Source organism: Mesorhizobium sp. M0518 (genome assembly GCF_040321125.1).
Taxonomy (GTDB): domain Bacteria; phylum Pseudomonadota; class Alphaproteobacteria; order Rhizobiales; family Rhizobiaceae; genus Mesorhizobium.
Genome location: NZ_JAMYQY010000023.1, coordinates 51831 through 72638, shown reverse-complemented (window position 1 = coordinate 72638; position 20808 = coordinate 51831). Strand labels below are relative to the sequence as shown.

Annotated in this window: 20 protein-coding genes; 11 read left to right on the top strand and 9 right to left on the bottom strand. The window is 61.6% G+C overall.

The window, feature by feature from the left end:
* The 8 genes from NKI66_RS27155 to NKI66_RS27120 form a co-directional block, all read right to left on the bottom strand.
* On the bottom strand, positions 1–1014 hold the full coding sequence (locus tag NKI66_RS27155) for a type II secretion system F family protein (protein WP_352439644.1): 1014 nt from the start codon (positions 1012–1014) through the stop codon (positions 1–3).
* A 29-nt stretch (positions 1015–1043) separates the two neighbouring features.
* On the bottom strand, positions 1044–2546 hold the full coding sequence (locus NKI66_RS27150; RefSeq protein WP_352439645.1) for a TadA family conjugal transfer-associated ATPase: 1503 nt from the start codon (positions 2544–2546) through the stop codon (positions 1044–1046).
* Between the two features lie 29 nt (positions 2547–2575).
* Complete coding sequence (locus NKI66_RS27145; protein ID WP_032909185.1) at positions 2576–3865, bottom strand: CpaE/TadZ family protein; 1290 nt, start codon at positions 3863–3865, stop codon at positions 2576–2578.
* A gap of 38 nt (positions 3866–3903) precedes the next feature.
* The gene (locus tag NKI66_RS27140; protein ID WP_023811375.1) at positions 3904–4641 is read right to left on the bottom strand and encodes a CpaD family pilus assembly protein; all 738 of its coding nucleotides are present in this window, start codon (positions 4639–4641) and stop codon (positions 3904–3906) included.
* Between the two features lie 14 nt (positions 4642–4655).
* Positions 4656–6176 carry a type II and III secretion system protein family protein gene (locus NKI66_RS27135; protein WP_023811376.1) on the bottom strand — a complete coding sequence of 507 codons (1521 nt, stop codon included), beginning with the start codon at positions 6174–6176 and terminating at the stop codon, positions 4656–4658.
* On the bottom strand, positions 6173–6985 hold the full coding sequence (cpaB, locus tag NKI66_RS27130) for a Flp pilus assembly protein CpaB (protein WP_023811377.1): 813 nt from the start codon (positions 6983–6985) through the stop codon (positions 6173–6175). The genes NKI66_RS27135 and cpaB overlap by 4 nt, the downstream gene beginning before the upstream one ends.
* Positions 6986–7199: 214 nt before the next feature.
* On the bottom strand, positions 7200–7718 hold the full coding sequence (locus tag NKI66_RS27125; protein WP_023811378.1) for an A24 family peptidase: 519 nt from the start codon (positions 7716–7718) through the stop codon (positions 7200–7202).
* A 172-nt stretch (positions 7719–7890) separates the two neighbouring features.
* On the bottom strand, positions 7891–8073 hold the full coding sequence (locus NKI66_RS27120) for a Flp family type IVb pilin (RefSeq protein ID WP_023811379.1): 183 nt from the start codon (positions 8071–8073) through the stop codon (positions 7891–7893).
* Between the two features lie 323 nt (positions 8074–8396).
* Between NKI66_RS27120 and NKI66_RS27115 the strand changes: the two genes are divergently transcribed.
* From NKI66_RS27115 to NKI66_RS27105, 3 genes are all read left to right on the top strand, one after another.
* Positions 8397–8819: a pilus assembly protein N-terminal domain-containing protein gene (locus NKI66_RS27115; RefSeq protein WP_013533687.1), complete on the top strand. Its 423-nt coding sequence runs from the start codon at positions 8397–8399 to the stop codon at positions 8817–8819.
* A gap of 137 nt (positions 8820–8956) precedes the next feature.
* Entirely contained in the window at positions 8957–9538 is a 582-nt protein-coding gene (locus tag NKI66_RS27110; RefSeq protein ID WP_023811380.1) for a TadE/TadG family type IV pilus assembly protein, read from the top strand.
* A 37-nt stretch (positions 9539–9575) separates the two neighbouring features.
* Entirely contained in the window at positions 9576–10193 is a 618-nt protein-coding gene (locus tag NKI66_RS27105) for a TadE/TadG family type IV pilus assembly protein (protein WP_023811381.1), read from the top strand.
* A gap of 30 nt (positions 10194–10223) precedes the next feature.
* Here NKI66_RS27105 and NKI66_RS27100 read toward each other — a convergent pair whose 3' ends face one another.
* A complete protein-coding gene (locus tag NKI66_RS27100; protein WP_023811382.1) occupies positions 10224–11153 on the bottom strand; it encodes a phosphate/phosphite/phosphonate ABC transporter substrate-binding protein in 930 nt (309 codons plus the stop codon).
* Positions 11154–11385: 232 nt separating this feature from the next.
* Here NKI66_RS27100 and NKI66_RS27095 point away from each other — a divergent pair, with 232 nt between their 5' ends.
* The 8 genes from NKI66_RS27095 (at position 11386) to NKI66_RS27060 (ending at position 20807) form a co-directional block, all read left to right on the top strand.
* On the top strand, positions 11386–12627 hold the full coding sequence (locus tag NKI66_RS27095; protein ID WP_023811383.1) for a phosphopentomutase: 1242 nt from the start codon (positions 11386–11388) through the stop codon (positions 12625–12627).
* Entirely contained in the window at positions 12620–13510 is an 891-nt protein-coding gene (gene mutM / locus NKI66_RS27090; protein ID WP_023811384.1) for a bifunctional DNA-formamidopyrimidine glycosylase/DNA-(apurinic or apyrimidinic site) lyase, read from the top strand. Before NKI66_RS27095 ends, mutM begins: the two co-directional genes overlap by 8 nt.
* A 134-nt stretch (positions 13511–13644) precedes the next feature.
* Positions 13645–14418 (top strand): enoyl-CoA hydratase, encoded by a 774-nt coding sequence (locus NKI66_RS27085; RefSeq protein WP_023811385.1) that lies wholly within the window; start codon positions 13645–13647, stop codon positions 14416–14418.
* Positions 14419–14600: 182 nt separating this feature from the next.
* The gene (gene rpsT / locus NKI66_RS27080) at positions 14601–14867 is read left to right on the top strand and encodes a 30S ribosomal protein S20 (RefSeq protein ID WP_013533694.1); all 267 of its coding nucleotides are present in this window, start codon (positions 14601–14603) and stop codon (positions 14865–14867) included.
* Positions 14868–15791: 924 nt separating this feature from the next.
* Positions 15792–17267 (top strand): chromosomal replication initiator protein DnaA, encoded by a 1476-nt coding sequence (gene dnaA / locus NKI66_RS27075; protein WP_023811386.1) that lies wholly within the window; start codon positions 15792–15794, stop codon positions 17265–17267.
* A 304-nt stretch (positions 17268–17571) separates the two neighbouring features.
* Positions 17572–18690: a DNA polymerase III subunit beta gene (gene dnaN / locus NKI66_RS27070; protein ID WP_023811387.1), complete on the top strand. Its 1119-nt coding sequence runs from the start codon at positions 17572–17574 to the stop codon at positions 18688–18690.
* 184 nt (positions 18691–18874) lie between these two features.
* Positions 18875–20020, top strand: a complete 1146-nt coding sequence (gene recF / locus NKI66_RS27065; protein WP_023811388.1) for a DNA replication/repair protein RecF — start codon at positions 18875–18877, stop codon at positions 20018–20020.
* A gap of 31 nt (positions 20021–20051) precedes the next feature.
* Positions 20052–20807 carry a molybdopterin-synthase adenylyltransferase MoeB gene (locus tag NKI66_RS27060; RefSeq protein WP_023811389.1) on the top strand — a complete coding sequence of 252 codons (756 nt, stop codon included), beginning with the start codon at positions 20052–20054 and terminating at the stop codon, positions 20805–20807.
* Position 20808 lies beyond the last annotated feature (1 nt).

Genomic DNA, 20808 nt, shown 5'->3' with positions numbered 1-20808 from the left:
CTAGACTTCGAAGTTCATCATCTTGCGCATCACCAGGATGCCGATCGACATCCAGACCGCAGAGCAACCAAGGATCAGGTTTCCGACGCTGGTGTTGAAGAGCGGCATCAGGTAGGCCGGGCTCGACAGGTAGACGAGAAAGGCGACGATGAAGGGCAGCGCACCGATGATCGCGGCGGACGCCTTCGCTTCCATCGACAGCGCCGCGACCTTGGCTTTCATCTTCTTGCGATCGCGAAGCACGCGCGAAAGATTGCCCAGCGCCTCGGAGAGATTGCCGCCGGCCTGCGATTGAATCTGGATAACGATGCCGAAGAAGCTTGCCTCGGTGCAAGGCATGGTTTCGGGCATGCGCAAGGTCGCGTCGGGGATAGAGAGGCCCATCTGCTGTGAATCGACGATGCGGCGAAACTCGGTCTTCACGGGTTCGGGCGATTCGTTGGCGATCAAGCGCACGGCGTCGTTCAGCGGCAGGCCGGATTTGACCGCGCGCACGATGATGTCGAGCGCGTTTGGAAATTCGTTGAGGAATGCCTTGACCCGGCGGGCGCGACGAAACGTGACGAACCAGCGCGGCAGGCCCAGCCCCCCGGCCAACAGCACGCCCGGCAAGGCGATCAGCGGGGCTCCGGCCACAAAGGCGACCATCGTCAAAACGATGCCGCATATTGCGGAATATATATAGAAACGCTCGATGGTGGTCTTGAGGCCGGCCTGACGAAGCTGGGCTTTCAGCGGCGGTTTCTTGACGCGGCTGTCCTTGGTTTTCTGCTTGGCGTCGAGTTCGTTGAGAGAATCCTGAACCGATTTGCGCCGCTTGGTGGCTTCCGCCACGCGGTCGCGCGAGGCCTTGACGACGGAGCGATCCGTCTCGGCGGTCCTGATCGTTTCGAGCCGCTTGCCGGCCTGTTTCTCGTTGCTGATCCGGGTGAACAGAAATGCATAGGCGACGGCGCCGGCGCTGAAGCCGGCGAGCACGACAAACGCCAGTACTGTGCCGTCAATTCCAAACATTGGCCCGAACCCTTACACCCCAGCATACGTCAGTCAGCGCGTTTCTCCATCGCCTCGAGCGCAATGGCGAGACGCTGCTCCTCGCCGTAATAGCGTGCACGCTCCCAGAAATGCGGACGGCCGATGCCGGTCGATACGTGCTCACCCAGCAGCCGGCCGTTGGCGTCCTCGCCCTTGATGTTGTAGAGGACGATGTCCTGCGTGATGATGACGTCGCCTTCCATCCCGATCACCTCGGTGATGTGGGTGATGCGGCGCGATCCGTCGCGCAAGCGCGCCGCCTGGATGATCACGTCGATGGAGCCGACGACGATTTCGCGCACTGTCTTTTGCGGCAGCGAATAACCGCCCATGGCAATCATGGATTCGATACGGTTCAGGCATTCGCGCGGGCTGTTCGAGTGGATCGTGCCCATCGAGCCGTCATGGCCGGTGTTCATCGCCTGCAGCAGATCGAACACTTCGGGTCCACGCACTTCGCCGACGATGATGCGCTCGGGCCGCATGCGCAGACAGTTCTTGACCAGGTCACGCATCGTCACCTCACCCTCGCCCTCCAGATTGGGCGGGCGGGTTTCGAGGCGTACCACATGCGGCTGCTGCAATTGCAGCTCGGCCGAGTCTTCGCAGGTGATGACGCGCTCCTCGCGGTCGATATAGTTGGTCAAGCAATTGAGCAGCGTCGTCTTGCCCGAACCGGTGCCGCCCGAGATCACGATGTTGCAGCGAACACGGCTGATGATCTTGAGGACTTCGGCGCCCTGCGGCGAGATGGCGCCGAACTTGACCAATTGATCGAGCGTCAGCTTGTCCTTCTTGAATTTGCGGATGGTGAGCGTGGCGCCATCGATGGAGAGTGGCGGCGCGATGACGTTGACGCGGGAGCCGTCGGGAAGGCGCGCGTCGCAGATCGGGCTGGATTCGTCGACGCGGCGGCCAACCTGGCTGACGATGCGCTGGCAGATGTTGAGGAGCTGCTGGTTGTCACGAAAGCGGATGCCGGTCTGTTCGACCTTGCCGTTGACTTCGATGTAGACGTTCCTGGAGCCGTTGACCATGATGTCTGCGATGTCGTCGCGGGCGAGCAGCGGCTCGAGCGGCCCATAACCGAGCACGTCGTTGCAGATGTCCTCGAGCAGCTCTTCCTGCTCGGCGATCGTCATTGCGAAGTTCTTGATCGCGATGATGTCGTTGACGATATCGCGGATTTCCTCGCGCGCGCTTTCAGGATCAAGCTTGGAAAGCTGCGACAGATCGATGGTGTCGATGAGCGCGGAGAAGACCTGGCTCTTGGTATCGTAATAAGTTTCGCTCTTTTCGCGCTGTGCCCGCTTCGGCTCAGGCGCCAATGGCGGTGCCTCGACCGCACGGCGCGCCGGCGGTGCGACAGGCGCGCTTGGCGCCGCCGCGGGCCGGGTCAGAACCGCCGTGTCCATGGAACCTGCAGCCGGCGGCGCAACGGGCGCCGGTGCTGGCTGGCGAAATTCCGGCGTGAACCGGTTGCCGTCGTCGCTGCCTCTTTTACCAAACATGATCGACTACCGATTCCACTGCTGAAGCGTCACTTCTTGTTGCGCGAGAGCTTGCCGAGCAGGCTGCCGAGCCCGGCCTTCTTCTTGATCTTGATTTCGCTGCGCCCGGTCAGCACATGCGCCATTTCGTTGATCATCGCGACGACCGGGTTCTTGGCATCCATTTCGCCAAGCATGCGTCCGTTGTTGGCGGCATTGCCGAACAGCAACGGATCAAAAGCAATGACCGACATTGGCGACAAGCCGAGCGGCTCGGCGAAGTCGGACGGCGAAATCTCCGGGCGCTTCGGCACGCCGGCCTGGTTGATGATCAGCTTGGGCGGCGGATCATTGGGACGAAGCCGCTTGAGCATATCGACGAGGTTCTTGGTGTTGCGCAGATTGGCAAGTTCCGGTGTCGCGGTGATGACGATCTCGTCGGCCTTGACCAGGGTGTTCTTGGTCCAGCCCGTCCAGGCATGGGGGACGTCTAGCACCAGAAGCGGCACGCTGCGCTGGGCGGTGTCGATGAGCTGAACGAAGGCCTCGGGATCGAAATCATAGACCCGTTCGAGCGTCGAAGGTGCTGCCAGCAGCGACAGATGCTCGGCGCACTGGGTCAGCAGCCGGTCGAGATAGACTTCATCGATGCGTTCCGGTGAAAACACCGCCTCGGCGATGCCTTGCGCCGGATCCTGGTCGAAATTCATGTTGGCGGTGCCGAAAGCCAGATCGAGATCGGCGACGACCACTTCGGATTTGAACAGGGAGGACATCGCCCAAGCCACATTGTGGGCGATCGTCGAGGAGCCGACACCGCCCTTGGCGCCGACGAAGGCGATCGAGCGGCCGAGCGGCTCGGCTTCCGGATCGATAAAAATCGACGACACCACGCTGACGATGTCGGCCATCGAGACCGGCGCGATCACATATTCGGAAATGCCGTTGCGGATGAGCTCGCGGTAAAGGCCGACATCATTGTAGTGGCCGATCACCACCACCTTCGACGTCGGATCGCAATATTCCGAAAGCTGGGCGAGTTGTTCCAGCAATTGCTTGGGCTCGCTGCGCGATTCCAGCAGGATCAGGTTGGGCGTCGGCGCCGATTGGTAGAATTCGATGGCGGTGGGGACGCCGCCCATATGGACCTTGAGATGCGCCTTCGTCATGCGGCGGTCCTCGCCGGCGCGCTCGACCGGGTTGGCGACACCCTCGGTCTCGCAGAATGCCTGGATCGAGATGCGCGGGATCGGCCGCAACGCCTGCATCGCGGCGATGTCCTGCTGCGAGGTATCGCTGCCATCCACCGGGGCGTCGTAGGCAAGGTTGCTCATCGTCATGCTCTTTCCCGTGGCCTGTTCTATCCGAGACTGGCGGCTTAGTAGTCTACTTCCGAATTGCCCAGGAACTCATCCGAAAGGCCTCTTGCACGGTAGACATCGATCACCGCGCCGCGATTTTCAGCATCGATTGTGGACGGCTTGCGCGGGCCGAGCAGATCGGCCGGGTTGGCCATCTGGGCGGCAAGATTGTTCTGATAGGAGCAGCCGAAGTCGGCATAGTGCTTATTCTCCGACGTATCGACGAGGTCGGCTGGCCAGCGTCCGCATTTGTCGGTCTGCGCCCTCACCGCAACATAAGCGACGCGGACCGGCGAGGATATCTCGCTCGAGGCGGCCTGGTAAGAGGTGACGACAAGCCGGTTGCGCTTGACGCCGCTGGCGATCGCGAGCCGGGCGAAATCACGGGCCGCCGCGGTCGCGGCGACCTCGTTGGCCGATCCGCTCGGGACCTGGATCGTCAGCGTCGGGGCGGCACTTCTGTCATAGCCATCGAGGAAGCCAAGAAGTGTATCGCGCTGAGAGCCGGTCATGCCGCGGTCACCGGCACCAACCGGGAGGTCGATCTTTTGATTCTTCTCGGCGATCACGATCGGATGGTTGGTGCGGTAATCGTCCGGAATGGCGCCGACCGTGATGCTGTCGCGCTGGGCGCAGCCGGCCAGCAGAGCCGCCACCGCAACCGCCAGGACAGGAACGGCTCCCCGGCAGACCCGCGAGCGGCCAAAGCGCATCGCTGCCGCGATGGTGCTTGCCTTCAATGCTGACTGAGACATGTCCGCTTCCCCGCTCACTTGTAGATGAAGCCGACAACGCCGTGGTAGCGGCCGTTGGGCTTGTCTGTCTGCATGGTGCCGTAGACGCGATTGACGCGGCCAAGGAACATGCCGGCGCCATCGCTGGCGGCGTTGAAATTGTCGTCCGGCTTGGCAAGGTCGTTGCGTGCTACCGGCTTCACCAGATAGGGCGTGATGATGATCACGAGCTCGGTCTCGTTGCGCACGAAGTCCCTGCTGCGGAAGAGCGCGCCGAGCACCGGTATCTTTGTCAGTCCGGGCAACCCATTGACGGCTTGCCTGACATCGTCGCGAACCAGGCCGGCGATCATCATGGAGCCGCCTGAGGGCAGTTCCACCGTCGTATCGGCAAGACGCTTGCGCAGCGACAGGGCATTCATTCCGGGACTGGTCACGCCCGAGGAGAGCGATACGGATCCCTCGGTTGTCGGCTCGGAAACCGACGTCCTGACCTTCAGGCTTATGCGGCCGGGAGACAACACCACCGGCTGGAATTCCAGGCCGATGCCGTACTCGATCTTGTCGAGGGTGTAGGTTTTCAGGCCAGTCTGGTTGTCGGAGGATACGTTCTGGGAGACGCTGCTCACCATATTGTATTCACCGCCGACCTTGAAGGTCGCCTTCTCGCCTGATACGGCGGTCAGGGTCGGCTCGGCCAAGGTCTTCATGACCCCGGACTGCTCCATGGCGTTGATATAGGCCTGCAGCCCCGACGCGCCGATCTGGAAGCCCGAATTCGACAGCTGCTTGCCAAGGCCGGTGAAGTTGTCGCTGATCGAGCCGTAGCTGATGCCGTTGCTGCCACCGCTGCCGACCATGTTGACGCCAAGTTGCTTCATCACCGAACGGCTGACTTCGGCGACCGTGACCTTCAGCGTGACCTGGTCGTCGCCAATGATCTGCAGCAGGTTGACGATCTTGCTGGTGCGGCGCTCCTGGTCCGGGTTGTTGATGTCGACACCGCTCTGGGCCGAACCGCCGGCCGCCGTCTGCGAATATTGTCCCGTCGTCGCTTCACCACCCGAAACGAAGATCGTCGCCAGGTCGACCGCGCGTTTTGCGTCCAGCGGCGTGTCGACCGTTCCGGTCAGGACGACGTTGTCGTTGAGCAGTTCCACCTTGATGGTGGACGTCGGCAGGAAGCGCCTGATATAATCCTCAAGGCCGGCAACATCGCGTTCGACAGCCAGGTCCAGGCTGACGATCTGCTCGCCATTCGGGCCGAAGACAAAAATGTTCGTCTCGCCGACCGCCTTGCCGAACAGATAGATGCGCCGCGCGGTGCGGGTCACCGCATCGGCAACTGCCGGGTTGGCAACGAGAATGTCGTAGGCATCGCTCGGCAGGTCGATGACCACAGACTTGTTGAGGCCGAGCTTGACGCGCTGGGTGGCCGTCGATGCCGTGACCTGCGCGTTCTTTGCCTCGACGACGCTGCCTTGCAAATTCGATCCGACGAGCAGCAGGCCGAACGCCGCGGCTACAATTGCCGGCAGTTTACCGCTTAGCCTCATTTCCTTGCTCCCACTTCGGAAACTTCGCCCGACTTGATCAGCCTCACCGTTCCCCTGCGGCCATTGCCGGAAACGAGATAGTCGGCCTCACCCAGATTCTTTTCCTGCGTGTCCGCGACTGCCCGCAGCGCCAGGGTCAGGCGATCCGCCATCTGTTGGGCGACGGTGATGATCTCCGCCTGCTTGGGCGTCAGTTCCAGCGTTGCAGTCTGACCTACCCTGGTCTTCTTGCCTTCCTCGTCCTCCTGAATGGTCTGGTCGATGGCCAGGACGCGGATGTTCTTGAGGATGGTCTCGGTGTTGAAGCCGGCGGCGCCGCTGGCGGCATCGGCCCTGCGGGTCATGATGACGTCGACGAAATCGTTGGGAAGAATGAAGCCGCCGGCCGACGTATCGGCCGAGATGGCCGTGGCGACCGCCCGCATGCCGGAAGGCAGGATCGACGACATGAAGCTCTGCCCCTCGCCGATCAGCTTGGACCGCCGCAGCGGTTCTCCGGCATACATCGCCACACGGGCAACGGAACTCTTCAGCTTGTCCAGTGCCTCGGGCTCGGCGGTGCGGGTGATGAAATTCGCGTTGACGCCGTCGGCGGGCCAGGATTGCCAGGCGATGTTGTTTTGGATCGGGCTGCCCATCGGAACGTCGCCTGAAAGCACAAGCACATCCTGGAGTGCCACTGCCGGGGCCTGGGGACCGGAATCGACGACGACCTGGGGCGGCGGTGCCACCATGTTCTTCGCGACATAGCCAGCGCCACCCGCCGCGGCCACCGCCACGCTCAGAATTATCAATCGCGATGCTGGCATTTGTCCGAACCCTTGCCCTGGCAAACCACGTAGCCAAGCCGGACTTTGCAGCGGCAATCGTCAAAACAAGGTTAATGTAATGCTTACGATCGTGATTAATTTAAGGTTTACATAAATTAGCCGGAATGTGGTCTGGACGGCCAAAATGGCCGGGCCGGCCCTGTTGAGAACGGGGTTTCGGCAATGCTGACAGACAATAAAAATAAGATCGTGCTCAAGCCGCCAGCCTGGCAAGCGCCCATACCATCAAAGGCGAATCCGGATAGGTCAGCAACCCGCCAAGGCCGAGCGCGACGCCATAGGGGACACCTTTTGCCTCGTCGGCGAAATGGCGCAGAAACGGATTTTGGCCGGTAACGGCCGCAAGCAGCGACTTCCGGTAGAGGATGATGGCGAGCGTCAGCAGGCCGCCGATGATTGTCGAGGCGACAAAATATTCGACGAGATTGATATTGAGGCCCATCCACATCGCGCTGGCGGCCAGAAGCTTGGCGTCGCCGCCGCCCATGCCGCCCATTGCAAACAGGCCGAACGTCACAGCCAGGACCAGGGCGCCGGCGGCGAAATGTCCGCCATAGACCGCCCAGTCCATACCCGTCAGCGGCGCGACCAGCGCGAAAACGACGACGAGCAGCACCGGCACGCGATTGGCGATCGTCATCGACAGCATGTCGGAGATCGCGGCAAACAGCATGCAGAACGGAAAGACGACGAAGATCAGGGCTTCAAGCATCGGCGCTATGCCTATTGTCCGATTTCACGGGGCTCAATCTAAGTATGTTCGATTAACGATTGATGAGGCCAGGAACGAAAAGACGACCTATACTGGCGGCGGCATAGAAAAAGGGCCACCACGTGGCGGCCCTTTTCCAGAACGCAATCCAAATGCTCGGCGATAAGGCCGATCAGCTGCCGCTCGGCGTGCCGTTCAAGGTGGTTCCGATGTTGGTGAACTTAGCATTGAGCGCATTGCCGAGCGTGCCGGCGCCAGTGATGATGGCGAGCGCGATGAGAGCGGCGATCAGACCATATTCGATAGCGGTCGCGCCGGATTCGTCCTTCACAAAACGTGCGATGAGATTAGACATTCGAGAGCTCCTACTCCACGTGTTACAGCACTTCCGTCAACTTCTGTGATGGTTGATCGGATGCTGCCAATCTAGGGAGAAGCTCTTTCGATCGGCTTAAGAAACAGCCTTACCGATTCCTTTCCCGGTTCGAACATATTGCGTGGTTAACCTGGGGCTAATATACCACTGAGCCTTCTCGCCCCGGGTTTGTGGACTTCCGGACAGCGCCCGGCGGGCGTCCTTGTCTGCCATCGCATCATTGGCGACACCGCATGCTTAACCGTTGGTTCACCAATCTCGTTCATGTTCCGTTGATCAGTCCGCCTGCGTGGAGCGCCTCAATGGCCCAGCCGAGATCGTCAATCCTGATTGCCGCGCTTCTTGCCGTCTCGAGCTTCGTCGCGCCCGCCATGGCCGGCGCCGGCATCGAGGTCACGATGAACCAGGCCAAGATCGTCAAACTGTCGCGTCCCGCCGACACCATCGTGGTCGGCAACCCGGCAATCGCCGACGCTTCGGTGCAGGACGCTTCAACGATCGTGCTCACCGGCAAAGGCTTTGGGGTCACCAATCTGGTTGTGCTCGATACGGACGGCAGCCCCATCGTCGACGAGCAGGTTACCGTGGTGCGGCAAGCCGCCTCGTCCGTGCGCATCTATCGGCGCGCCGAAATCCAGACGATGTCGTGCACACCCTATTGCGAAAGCTCGTACAAGAGCGAAGCGGAGAAGTCTTCGGAAGCGGAGATGAGCGTCAGCCGATAGGTGGCGTTGCCGACTGCCGTTCCGGTTATTGGCTGGTTAAGAGGCCTGCGCCGACTTTAACGATCATCCAAACCGGACCTCAATCGGTTTGCGCTAATGCTCCTTCCGAGACCGCATAGAGATCGGCAGGATTGGACATGAGCACGGAATTCGGCTGCGCAGGCGACCACAGAGCGGGACGCCGAAGGTTTTTCGCCCGCTTCCTTCGTGACCGGCACGGCGCCACGGCAATCGAATTCGCGATCCTTTCAGTCCCCTTCGCGCTGCTTGTCTTTGCCATTCTGGAAAGCTGCATCTCGTTTGCCGGCCAGGAGGTGATGGCCAACGTCACCGACGATGTGGCGCGCAAGCTGCGCACCGGCCAGTTGAGGGCGGCTGACGTTGCCGGAACCAATTTGAGGGACATGATCTGCACGAAACTGCAGATCATCGTTTCCCAGGATTGTCCCAATCAACTGCTGGTGGATCTTCGCCAATATACGTCGTTCGCCGATGCGGCCACGGCTGGCTTCAAGATCCAGAACGGCGATGTCGTACTGACGAAAGGCACCGCAACCCAATCGTTCTCAGTGACAGCGGGTGCGGCGGAGTCGAGGAACATGCTTCGGGTCTTCTACAAGTGGCCTGTTATGACCGATCTGCTGGCGCAGTCGATGGGCGGCAACAAGACCCTGCATTTCGCATCGGTGACCTGGCAGAACGAGCCGTTCGACAACTGAGCGGAATGCACGAGCAGTATAAGAAAAGGGCAAGGGCATGATGCGTGCGGGGGCACATCTTATGATTACGGGAGTTTGGCGGAAAGCAAGTCGATTCTGGTCCGATCGCCGTGGCATCGCGGCGGTTGAATTCGCGTTGATTATGCCAATTCTGCTGATCATGTATTTCCTCACAATGGAAGCGTCGCAAGCCATCGAGACCAGCAAGAAGGTCAGCCGTATCGGCAGCATGGTGGCCGATCTCGTCACCCAGCAGACAAGCGTCCTCAAGGCGGATGTCGACGCCATCATGCAGATCGGCAGCGTCACCCTTCAGCCCTACAACCGCTCGCCCCCTAGCATCACCATCACGGCGATACAGGTTACGCCCGATGCGACGAGGGCACTGGTGGTTTGGTCACGCAAATTGGTCGCCGGCGTCGCCAGCCGTGGCGCCGGCGCCACCACCGAGACAACGATCCCGACGTCGCTCAGAGTCGCCAACACGTTTCTCATTCGCGTCGAAAGCAACCTCGGCTATACGCCAGCCATCGCGTGGAGCGCGAGCAGTCAACAGAAGCTTGGACTGACCTCGGCTTTCAGCAACATAACCATGGGCGAAACCTATTATCTGCGCCCCCGCAGAAGCGTGACGATCCCTTGCAGCGACTGTTGAACAGAACCAGCTAGGCCCTGCGCAGGGCCGCTACTGCTGCGGCTCACGGTCCGAAACGAAGCGCACGATAGCAGCGGCCATCTCGTAGTCTTTTGGCGCCACGCGAGCGAAGCCGCCGGAATGTCCCGATTCCAGGAGGGCGTAGATATCGGGCGTCGTCGACTTGAGGTTGGTGAGGAACACGGCAAGTCGACGCTTGGCTTCCGGGTCGAGATCGCTGCGGACCGCGTGCGGGCCGTATCTCAGCAGACCCGACGTCCACACGACACGAAGCGCCGTCACCGAGAGCCCTGCCGCCTCCAACCTGGCCTGCGTGCCCGACGGTTCTCGCGGGCCGTCGGCAGCGGCCGTCACCCAGCCAAACAGGCCATCAGCCTTGCCGTCGACCAGCATCGTCTCGGCCGCCGCGGCCGAATCGGCACGGGCCAGAAACGGTGCATCTTCCGCGATCTTGCGGCCTTCCGCGGCCAACGCCGCCAATGGCAGGAGAGAACCGCCGACGCTGTCCGAAGGCGCCATGGCGATACGATGGCGGTCCATCGCCGCAAGGTCGGGCAGCTTGCCGTCCCGCGTCAGCAGAACGGAGCGGATGCCGATCGCGCCGTCTGAATCGACCGGAGCGACAAGCGGTTCGATACATAAGCAGCGCTGCGAGGCCGTTGCATAGGCGGTGGCCGAATAGATCGCATATTCGATGCGGGAATCGGCCTGCGCCTCGATCAGCGCGGCATAATTGCGGGCAACGACAAACTCGACCTTCATGCCCAATGCTTTGGTGTAGGCGTCGGTCAACACAGCCAGCCCCGGAACGGCGTTGCCGGCACCTGGCTCGGCAACGATGCCTATGCGAAACGTGCCGATATCATCGCGCCAGTCGGCATGCGCCGGGTTGGACCAGAGCCCGACGAGCGCGCCCGGCCCCAGCAACAGAGCGGCATATGTCTTTAACGCAACCCTCATGACAGAACCGCCGTCTGTTTTCCCGGATCGATGCTCAGATCGTCATTCCCAAACCGCTGCGCACTTTTGGGCGACGCACTGCTTGCTTTGGGCAAGTCGTTGCCCCCAAAACCGCTGCGCACTTTTGGGCGATATGCACTGATTGTCACGCCTGCCCGTTGCCGTTTGGTTTCCGAATTGCCAATGAAGTCGCGGAACCCTATGTCTGGTCGGTCAAACTGGCAACAACTTGATGGCGCGCGCTTTCCTCTTCGTCCTGGATTCCTTCGGCATCGGCGGCGCGGCCGACGCCGACCGCTACGGTGACGCCGGCGCCAACACATTCGCGCACATCGCAGAGGCCTGTGCGGAGGGCCGTGCGGATCGCGAAGGGTCTCGTAGTGGACCGCTGTTTGTCCCTCATATGGCCTCACTCGGGCTTGGCAAGGCTGCCGAAACCGCGACGGGACTGGGATTTGCCAACAGCGGGGCGGATATGCTCCCAACTGCCTTTCACGGCGCCGCACAGGAGGTTTCGAGCGGCAAGGATACGCCATCCGGCCATTGGGAAATCGCCGGCCTGCCGGTGCGCCTCGACTGGGGCTATTTCCCGGATACGGTTCCGGCCTTTCCGGCCGAACTGACCGAGGCGATCATCCGTGAAGGCAAGGTGCCGGGCATTCTCGGCAATTGCCATGCGCCGGGCACCGAGATCATCGAGCGCTTCGGTGAGGAGCACATCCGGACCGGCAAGCCGATCTGCTACACGTCGGTCGACTCGGTCCTGCAAATCGCCGCGCATGAAGTCCATTTCGGCCTCGACCGGCTTTATGAATTCTGCCAGGTGGTGCGCAGGCTGGTTGACCCGCTGAGGATTGGACGGGTGATCGCGCGGCCGTTCGTCGGCGAAACCACCGCCACTTTCGAGCGGACATACAACCGTCATGACTACGCCGTGCCTCCGCCGGAACCGACCCTGCTCGACCGGCTGACGGCGCGTGGCAGCCGTGTCATCGCCGTCGGCAAGATCGGCGACATCTTCGCCCATCGCGGAATTTCGCAAGTGCGCAAGGCGGCAGGCAACATGGCGATGTTCGACGAGGCGCTGGGTGCGATCGATGATGCCGGCGACGGTGACCTCGTCTTCGCCAATTTCGTCGACTTCGACACCGAATTCGGTCACCGCCGCGATGTCGCAGGCTATGCTGCCGCGCTCGAGGCCTTCGACCTGCGGCTGCCGGAAGCATTTGCGAGGCTGCGGCAGGGCGATCTTCTCATCCTGACGGCCGACCACGGCAACGACCCGACCTGGGGCGGGACCGATCACACGCGCGAGCGCATTCCGGTGATCGGCACTGGACCGGGTCTCAAGGGCGGCGACATCGGACTGAGAACGACATTCGCCGACATTGGCGAGACCCTGGCCGAGCATCTCGGGCTGGCGCCCGGACGCTACGGCACTTCTTTCTATACGGCGATCGGCGGTCATGCCTGAATTGCCGGAAGTCGAAACCGTCCGGCGCGGACTTCAGCCGGTTCTGGAAGGCGCCACCATCGCCCGCGTCGAGGCGCGCCGACCGGATCTGCGCTTTCCATTTCCCGAGAAATTCGCGCAGCGGCTGACCGGCAAGACGATCACGGCACTCGGCCGCCGGGCCAAGTATCTGACGATGGACCTGGAAGGCGGGCCCGTGCTGATCTGCCATCTCGGCATGTCGGGCTCATTCCGCGTCGAGACGGCCGATGGCAGCGACATGCCCGGCATCTTCCGGCACGACCGCTCGAAAAGCTCCAATCACGACCACGTCGTCTTCCATGTCGAGTCTCCAACCGGTGCCCGGTCCCGCGTGATCTTCAATGATCCGCGCCGCTTCGGCTTCATGTTGTTTGCGGAGGGACTGCCGGACGTTCACCCGATGCTGGCTGGACTTGGCGTCGAGCCTACGGGCAACACATTGGACGGTGCGCTGCTCGCCTCATTGATGAAGGGGCGGCGATCACCACTGAAGGCAGCGCTTCTCGACCAGAGGCTGATCGCCGGGCTCGGCAACATCTATGTGTCGGAGGCGTTGTGGCGTGCCGGCCTGTCGCCGCTGCGCGAGGCGGGCACGATCGCCAGGCCCGGAAAGAAAGCCCAAGCCCAAAGCGAACACCTCGCGCAAGCCATTCGTTCGGTGATATCGGATGCGATCGCAGCCGGCGGCTCCTCACTGCGGGACTATATGCAGACCGATGGGTCGCTGGGCTATTTCCAGCACGCCTTCGCCGTCTACGACCGCGAAGGCGAGGCCTGCTCCAAGCCCGGCTGCGGCGGCCACATCGAACGGATCGTGCAGAGCGGCCGATCGACCTTTTATTGCCGGACATGTCAGCGGTGAGTTTGAGCAATTCCAGGAAAAGTGTGAAACGGTTTTCCGTCGAGAATTGCGTCGAGACAAGGAGATGGGAGCGGTTCTGCGTTTCCGTGAAACGATGAACCGCTCTAGACGAGCGTGAGCAAGGAGAAGCAGCCATGGCCTATGAGACGATCATCACCGAGACGCACGGCAAGGTTGGGCTGATCACGCTGAACAGGCCGCAGGCGCTCAACGCGCTGAATTCGCAGATTCTGACCGAAGTGGTGGCAGCCGTGAACGGGTTCAGCGCCGATCCAGATATCGGCGCCATGGTCATCACGGGTTCCGAAAAGGCTTTCGCCGCCGGCGCCGATATCAAGGAGATGCAGTCCATCTCCTACGCGGACGCCTACGCTCAAGACTTCTTCGTCGGCTGGGAGGAACTGACGCGGGCGCGAAAGCCTATTATCGCGGCGGTGGCGGGCTATGCACTCGGCGGCGGCTGCGAGCTGGCGATGATGTGCGATTTCATTATCGCCGCCGACACGGCAAAATTCGGCCAGCCCGAGATCACCCTCGGCGTCATTCCAGGCATGGGCGGGTCACAAAGGCTGACCCGCTTCGTCGGCAAGTCGAAAGCGATGGACATGTGCCTGACCGGGCGGATGATGGATGCCGCCGAGGCCGAGCGTTCTGGTCTGGTGTCGCGGGTCGTGCCTGCCGGCGAGCTTGTCGAGGAGGCGCTGAAGGCCGCAGCCAAGATCGCCGCTTTCTCACTACCATCGGTGATGATGGCGAAGGAGGCTGTCAACCGCGCCTTCGAGACGACGCTTGCCGAGGGATTGCGGTTCGAGCGCCGGCTGTTTCACTCGCTGTTTGCACTGGACGATCAGAAGGAAGGCATGGCGGCCTTTGCCGAGAAGCGGAAGCCGAATTTCACCAACCGCTGACGCCAATCCCTTGGCCGCGAAGAAGATGGCTGTTGGCCGCCAAAAAGAAGACCGGGCAGCGTTGACGCGCCGGAAAAGCTGAACTATAAGCCGCACCAACCGAGGCGGCCCCGTGGCTGCCCGTTTGTTTTTTGCGCCCTGCGGCATTCCGCATGCGCCGACCAGATCAGAAGAGAGGCATCATGGCCAATACATCCTCGGCCAAAAAGGCAACGCGCAAGATCGTCCGCCGCGCAGCGATCAACAAGAACCGCCGCTCGCGCGTCCGCACCTATATCCGCCAGGTCGAAGAGGCGCTTGCCTCCGGCGACAAGGCTGCCGCACAGGCTGCCTTCAAGATCGCGGAGCCGGAATTGATGCGCGCCGCGACCAAGGGCGTGATTCACAAGAACACGGCGTCCCGCAAGGTGTCGCGACTGGCTCAGCGGGTCAAGGTACTGTCGGCCTGACATTACTTGCCTAGACTGACGTTCTTCGAACCCGGCCGTTTGTGCCGGGTTTTTTCGTTTGCCGGCAAGCACTTAAAAAGAATGTCCGGAAACGGCGTCTTAGGCGGATTTCACAATTGGGAATAGTTTGCCGGCATATGCATGCCTGCTGTTGATCGGCATGCTTGAAAAGGGCCAGCTTAATGATTCTTAACTGTCAGAAATAGCTTATAATTTTCAGACACTTACTGATGGTGATCCACAGCTTGTCCACACCGGGCCGACCCGATCGGGGACAAGTCGCTGTCAAGCGAATTATTTCAGAATATTTCTCTCAGCGTCCGGTTTTTCATATTCGCCGGAAAAGGGTTTGAATCACAATGGCTTTGTTAAAATGTGCCGTCACGGCACGCCACTCGAACCCGCCTCCAGTAACCAGATTCCTTAAAAATCCGTTAGACGTGGCCTTGCCCTATCCACAGCGATTTCGGTAGTGTCGATCTATCGAAAGGGACGGGCTCTGGCTCTTAACCCAAGCCTGAATCGGCCAGCTTAAATTGGCGGGATTTGCAACGCGGATCAAGTCCGCGGACGGGTTTGGTTTGTCTTTTTCGATACGGTAGGGGACTGGCGTAACTAGACATGGCAGGTAGACGGCGCGCCGGCGCTCCTTTCGCCGGACGGTGTTGTATTGCCCTGACATACCCAACGCGGACTGGCTTCCATGGGCCGGCACCGGTTCCCGCAGATAATGGGCGACGTTCATCTGCCGGCGGCGGCAGCGGACATCGTAGCAAAGACTTAGGTCGCCGGAACCGGATGCAGGAGGCGCATCCCCGGTGGAAACAGGTACGGAAGAACAAGGAAAAGATCATGCAGAGCGGCATCGAAAGGGAGCTTACGGGCGACCTCCCATTTCCTGGAACTTTGATCGGAGCAAACGACATGGCGGTGTCCAGCGACGCGGAACAGAAATTCGACCGGGTCAAAGCCCAGTTGAAGGCGCGCCTGGGAACCGAAGTCTATTCGAGCTGGTTTGGCCGCATGAAGGTCGCCGAGGCTTCCAAGGGCATCGTCCGCATCTCGGTGCCTACTGCCTTCCTGCGCTCATGGATCAACGGCCACTATCTCGACCTCATCTCCGAGTTGTGGAAGCAGGAGGATCCCGATCTCCTCAAGATCGACATCGTCGTGCGCACGGCAACCCGTCAGGGACGCAGCCAGGCCGAGCCAGAGGTAACGCCAGCACGCAGCAAGGTGACACGGCAGACGCAGACGGCGCTTGCCGCCGGCACAGTCAGCCCCAGCCGGGTGGAGCGCGCACCGGCTCCGCGTCCGGGCACACCGATCGAGAGCGAATTCCGCCACAACGTTTTGGGATCACCGCTCGATCCGCGCTACACGTTCGGCTCCTTCATCGAGGGACCGTCGAACCGGGTGGCCTTCGCCGCCGCCAAGGCAGTGGCGGAATCGCAATCGAGCGCGGTGCGCTTCAATCCGCTTTTCCTTCACGCAACCGTCGGGCTCGGCAAGACACATTTGCTGCAGGCCATCGCCGCGGAATCGCTGAAGCAGAACCCCAAGTCGCGCGTCGTCTATCTCACGGCCGAGTATTTCATGTGGCGCTTTGCCACCGCGATCCGCGACAACAACGCGCTGACGCTCAAGGAACAGCTGCGCGACATCGACCTGCTCATCATCGACGACATGCAGTTTCTGCAGGGCAAGTCGATCCAGCACGAATTCTGCCACCTCATCAACATGCTGCTCGACAGCGCCAAGCAGGTCGTCGTCGCCGCCGACCGGCCGCCATCGGAACTGGAATCGCTCGAACCGCGGGTCCGTTCGCGCCTCAATGGCGGTGTCGCGCTTGAAATGTCGGCGCCCGATTTCGCCATGCGCCTCGGCATGCTCAAATTGCGCCTTGCCACGGCCAGGAGCGACGACGCGTCGCTCGACATTTCGGAGGAGATCCTCAATCACGTCGCCCGCACCGTGACCGGCAGCGGACGCGAGCTGGAAGGCGCCTTCAATCAGCTTTTGTTCCGTCAATCCTTCGAGCCGCAGATCACCATCGACCGGATCGACGAAATCCTCGGCCACATCTATCGCACCGGCGAGCCGAAGCGTGTCCGTATTGAGGACATCCAGCGCATCGTGGCGCGTCACTACAATGTGTCGAAGACCGAATTGCTGTCCAACCGGCGCACGCGCACCATCGTCAAGCCGCGGCAGGTCGCCATGTACCTGTCGAAGGTGATGACGCCGCGCTCGCTGCCTGAGATCGGACGGCGTTTCGGCGGCCGCGATCACACCACGGTGCTGCATGCCGTGCGCAAGATCGAGGACCTTTCCGGCAACGACAACACGCTGGCGCAGGAACTTGAGCTTCTGAGGCGGTTGATCAACGACCAGGCCTGATCCTCCGGGGATGGCAGAGCCGGAACAATACCGGAATTCAATGGCTTGCCAGTGCGGCGCTGGGCCTGGATCGGGCTCGTGGCGCCGCCTGGGAGCGATCTGGATTTCGGTTTTACGACACTGGCTAGCGGACTTCGGGCGCGTTATCCCCAGAAAGCCCGCCTAGCCGGCCTGAACCGGTGGCGCGGGCTTGCGTTTGCTGGTTTTTTCCTGTCAGTTTACGCAGATTCTGAGCCTGTTCAGACCTTTCGCGGGACGCCGCCCACTGGTGACCCGTCATTCATTCAAGCGAGCCTGTTTCGTCATGCGTGTTATCCTGGAACGGTCAAATCTCCTGAAGTCGCTCAACCACGTCCATCGTGTGGTCGAGCGGCGAAACACCATACCGATCCTGTCCAACGTGCTGCTCAGCGCCGAAGGCGCCAGCCTTGAAATGAAGGCGACCGATCTCGACCTCGAGGTGACCGAAGCGACGCCCGCCAAGGTGGAGCGCGGCGGGGCGACGACAGTCCCGGCACATCTGCTCTACGACATCGTGCGCAAGCTTGCCGATGGCGCCGAGGTGATGCTGAAGACGGACGAGGACGGCAACGCCATGACGGTGACGTCTGGCCGCTCGAGCTTCCGCCTTCAGTGTCTGCCGCAATCCGACTTCCCGGAGCTCTCGGCCGGATCCTTCTCGCATATCTTCCGTCTCGACTCGGTTGCCCTGAAAGGCCTGATCGAGAAGACCCAATTCGCCATCTCCACCGAGGAGACGCGCTATTACCTGAACGGCATCTACCTGCACACGCATGAGGTCGGCGGCAAGCTGAAGCTGCGCTCGGTGGCGACCGACGGCCACCGCCTGGCGCGCGCCGAGATCGATGCGCCAGCGGGTTCCGAAGGCATGCCGGGCATCATCATTCCGCGCAAGACGGTGAGCGAGCTGCAGAAGCTCGTCGACGATCCGGATGTCGCGGTCACCACCGAACTGTCGGACACCAAAATCCGCTTCACCATCGGCAGCGTGGTTTTGACCTCGAAGCTGATCGACGGCACCTTCCCCGACTATCAGCGGGTCATTCCGACCGGCAACGACAAGAAGCTCATCATCGACCGCCAGAGTTTTGCCGCCGCCGTCGATCGCGTCTCGACCATCTCTTCCGAACGCGGCCGCGCGGTGAAGCTGTCGATCAGCGAGGGTCAGGTGACGCTTGCGGTCAACAATCCCGATTCAGGCAGCGCCACCGAAGAGCTGTCCGCCGACTATTCATCCGATCCGATCGAGATCGGCTTCAACGCCAAGTACCTGCTCGACGTTGCCGCGCAACTGACCGGCACGGAAGCCAAGTTCATGCTGGCCGACGCCGGTTCGCCGACGCTGATCCACGACATGGCCGACGAGACCGCACTCTATGTGCTGATGCCGATGCGGGTGTAGCGGCACGGTGTCAGCACTTCGGTCCTGTTGTGGACCGGCGGCAAGCGCGATATTTACGGCAACTCCTAGAGCAATTCCAGGAAAAGTGTGAAGCGGTTTTCCGTACGGAGTTGCGTCAAAACAAAGAGATAGAGCGGTCCTGCGTTTCCGTGAAACGATGGAGCGCTCTATAGGCGGATAGCGGTTGCCGGGACAGAACCATATAAGTAAGCTAACACTTACTAATTTCCGCAACTATGCGGCGCTGACGATCGATCTGGCGCCAGGTGCCGTGGTTTTTTCCGGCGACAACGGCGCCGGCAAGACCAATCTCCTCGAAGCGATCTCCTTTTTGACACCGGGGCGTGGCTTGCGCCGCGCCCCTTACGCGGATGTCGCACGCGAGGGCGGCGACGGCGGCTTTGCATTGCATGCCCGGCTCGACGGACCTGACGGCCAAGTCGAGATCGGAACAGGCATTTCCGGCGGCGACACCGCCGGCGAAGGCGGCAGGCGGGTGCGCATCAACGGAGCTCCGGCGCGTTCGGCCGAGGACATGCTGGAATGGCTGCGCGTGGTGTGGCTGACGCCGGCCATGGACGCGTTGTTCACCGGGCCGGCCGCGGATCGCCGGCGCTTTCTCGACCGGCTGGTGCTGGCGATCGATCCCGGCCACGGGCAACGTGCGATCGATTACGAGAAGGCGATGCGTGGCCGTAACCGCTTGCTTACTGAAGGCTCTCGAGACGACCGCTGGTTCGACGCAATCGAGACGCAGATGGCCGAAACCGGTGTGGCGATCGCCGCCGCGCGAGCCGAGATGGTGCGCCTTCTGACCGCCATGATCGACAGGCTGCCCGACACGGGGCCATTTCCGCAGGCCGATATTGGCCTTTCGGGAGACCTGGAAGCCGAAATTGCGACCGCGCCGGCAGTCGATGTCGAGGAGCGCTTCCGCCGAACCCTTGTCGAGGGTCGTGACCGCGATCGCGCTGCCGGGCGCACGCTCGAGGGCCCGCATCGTTCGGACCTGATGGTTCGGCACCGCCCCAAGGCGATGCCGGCCGAGCTTTGCTCGACAGGCGAGCAAAAGGCGCTGCTGGTCGGCATCGTGCTGTCGCATGCAAGGCTGACCGGCGAAATGTCGGGCATGACGCCGATCCTGCTGCTCGACGAGATCGCCGCGCATCTCGACAGCCGGCGCCGCACGGCGCTGTTTTCCATCCTGGAGGAACTGAACTGCCAGGCGTTCATGACAGGAACCGATGCTGCGCTGTTTTCCAGTCTCCAGGGACGCGCGCAATTCCTGACTGTCGACCATGGGACGGTTGGGCCAACCGAAGACCACTGACAAGGTTTTTCAGTCCCTGTATGATCAGGCAATGACCACTGCCGCCCTGACCGCAGACGAGATCGAACGCTATGCCCGCCACATCGTGCTGCCGGAGATCGGCGGAGCCGGCCAGCAAAGGCTGAAACAGGCCCGGGTGCTGGTCATCGGCGCTGGCGGGCTGGGCGCGCCGGTGCTTGAATATCTCGCCGCCGCCGGCGTCGGCACACTAGGCGTGGTCGATGACGACACCGTTTCGCTGTCCAATCTGCAGCGCCAGGTCATTCACGGTACCGACACTGTCGGCCTGCTGAAAACCGATAGCGCCAAGGCGGCAATCGTTCGCATCAATCCCAACACAATTGTTGAAGCGCACGCAATCCGGCTGACCACGGACAATGCGCCCGCCCTCGTCGCCCGCTATGACATCGTCGTCGACGGTTCCGACAATTTCGAAACGCGCTATGCCGTGGCCGATGCCTGCGCGAGCGAAGGCAAGCCGCTGGTGCATGCCGCCGTCGGACGCTTCGATGGTTCGGTAACGGTGCTGAAGCCATTCGAAGACGGCAAGGACGGCAAACCCAATCCAGGCTATCGCGATCTGTTTCCCGAGGCGCCGCCGCCGGGCCTGGTGCCGTCCTGCGCCGAAGCCGGCGTGCTTGGCGCGCTGACCGGCGTCGTCGGCACGCTGCAGGCCATGGAGGCGATCAAGCTGATCACCGGCGTCGGCGAACCGCTGGTCGGCCGGCTGCTGCTCTATGACGGGCTGGCGGCGCGCTTCGACACCATCCGCTACAAGAGAAGCTGAA

What these genes read in the sequence shown, in the direction of transcription:
- NKI66_RS27100 (WP_023811382.1), bottom strand. Translation starts at nt 11,153, where the DNA reads ATGAGGGTTGCGTTAAAGACATATGCCGCTCTGTTGCTGGGGCCGGGC.
- NKI66_RS27105 (WP_023811381.1), top strand. Translation starts at nt 9,576, where the DNA reads ATGATGCGTGCGGGGGCACATCTTATGATTACGGGAGTTTGGCGGAAA.
- NKI66_RS27085 (WP_023811385.1), top strand. Translation starts at nt 13,645, where the DNA reads ATGGCCTATGAGACGATCATCACCGAGACGCACGGCAAGGTTGGGCTG.
- dnaN (WP_023811387.1), top strand. Translation starts at nt 17,572, where the DNA reads ATGCGTGTTATCCTGGAACGGTCAAATCTCCTGAAGTCGCTCAACCAC.
- NKI66_RS27095 (WP_023811383.1), top strand. Translation starts at nt 11,386, where the DNA reads ATGGCGCGCGCTTTCCTCTTCGTCCTGGATTCCTTCGGCATCGGCGGC.
- NKI66_RS27135 (WP_023811376.1), bottom strand. Translation starts at nt 6,176, where the DNA reads ATGAGGCTAAGCGGTAAACTGCCGGCAATTGTAGCCGCGGCGTTCGGC.
- NKI66_RS27145 (WP_032909185.1), bottom strand. Translation starts at nt 3,865, where the DNA reads ATGACGATGAGCAACCTTGCCTACGACGCCCCGGTGGATGGCAGCGAT.
- NKI66_RS27140 (WP_023811375.1), bottom strand. Translation starts at nt 4,641, where the DNA reads ATGTCTCAGTCAGCATTGAAGGCAAGCACCATCGCGGCAGCGATGCGC.
- NKI66_RS27060 (WP_023811389.1), top strand. Translation starts at nt 20,052, where the DNA reads ATGACCACTGCCGCCCTGACCGCAGACGAGATCGAACGCTATGCCCGC.
- NKI66_RS27120 (WP_023811379.1), bottom strand. Translation starts at nt 8,073, where the DNA reads ATGTCTAATCTCATCGCACGTTTTGTGAAGGACGAATCCGGCGCGACC.
- NKI66_RS27125 (WP_023811378.1), bottom strand. Translation starts at nt 7,718, where the DNA reads ATGCTTGAAGCCCTGATCTTCGTCGTCTTTCCGTTCTGCATGCTGTTT.
- NKI66_RS27115 (WP_013533687.1), top strand. Translation starts at nt 8,397, where the DNA reads ATGGCCCAGCCGAGATCGTCAATCCTGATTGCCGCGCTTCTTGCCGTC.
- mutM (WP_023811384.1), top strand. Translation starts at nt 12,620, where the DNA reads ATGCCTGAATTGCCGGAAGTCGAAACCGTCCGGCGCGGACTTCAGCCG.
- NKI66_RS27150 (WP_352439645.1), bottom strand. Translation starts at nt 2,546, where the DNA reads ATGTTTGGTAAAAGAGGCAGCGACGACGGCAACCGGTTCACGCCGGAA.
- dnaA (WP_023811386.1), top strand. Translation starts at nt 15,792, where the DNA reads ATGGCGGTGTCCAGCGACGCGGAACAGAAATTCGACCGGGTCAAAGCC.
- cpaB (WP_023811377.1), bottom strand. Translation starts at nt 6,985, where the DNA reads ATGCCAGCATCGCGATTGATAATTCTGAGCGTGGCGGTGGCCGCGGCG.
- NKI66_RS27155 (WP_352439644.1), bottom strand. Translation starts at nt 1,014, where the DNA reads ATGTTTGGAATTGACGGCACAGTACTGGCGTTTGTCGTGCTCGCCGGC.
- rpsT (WP_013533694.1), top strand. Translation starts at nt 14,601, where the DNA reads ATGGCCAATACATCCTCGGCCAAAAAGGCAACGCGCAAGATCGTCCGC.
- NKI66_RS27110 (WP_023811380.1), top strand. Translation starts at nt 8,957, where the DNA reads ATGAGCACGGAATTCGGCTGCGCAGGCGACCACAGAGCGGGACGCCGA.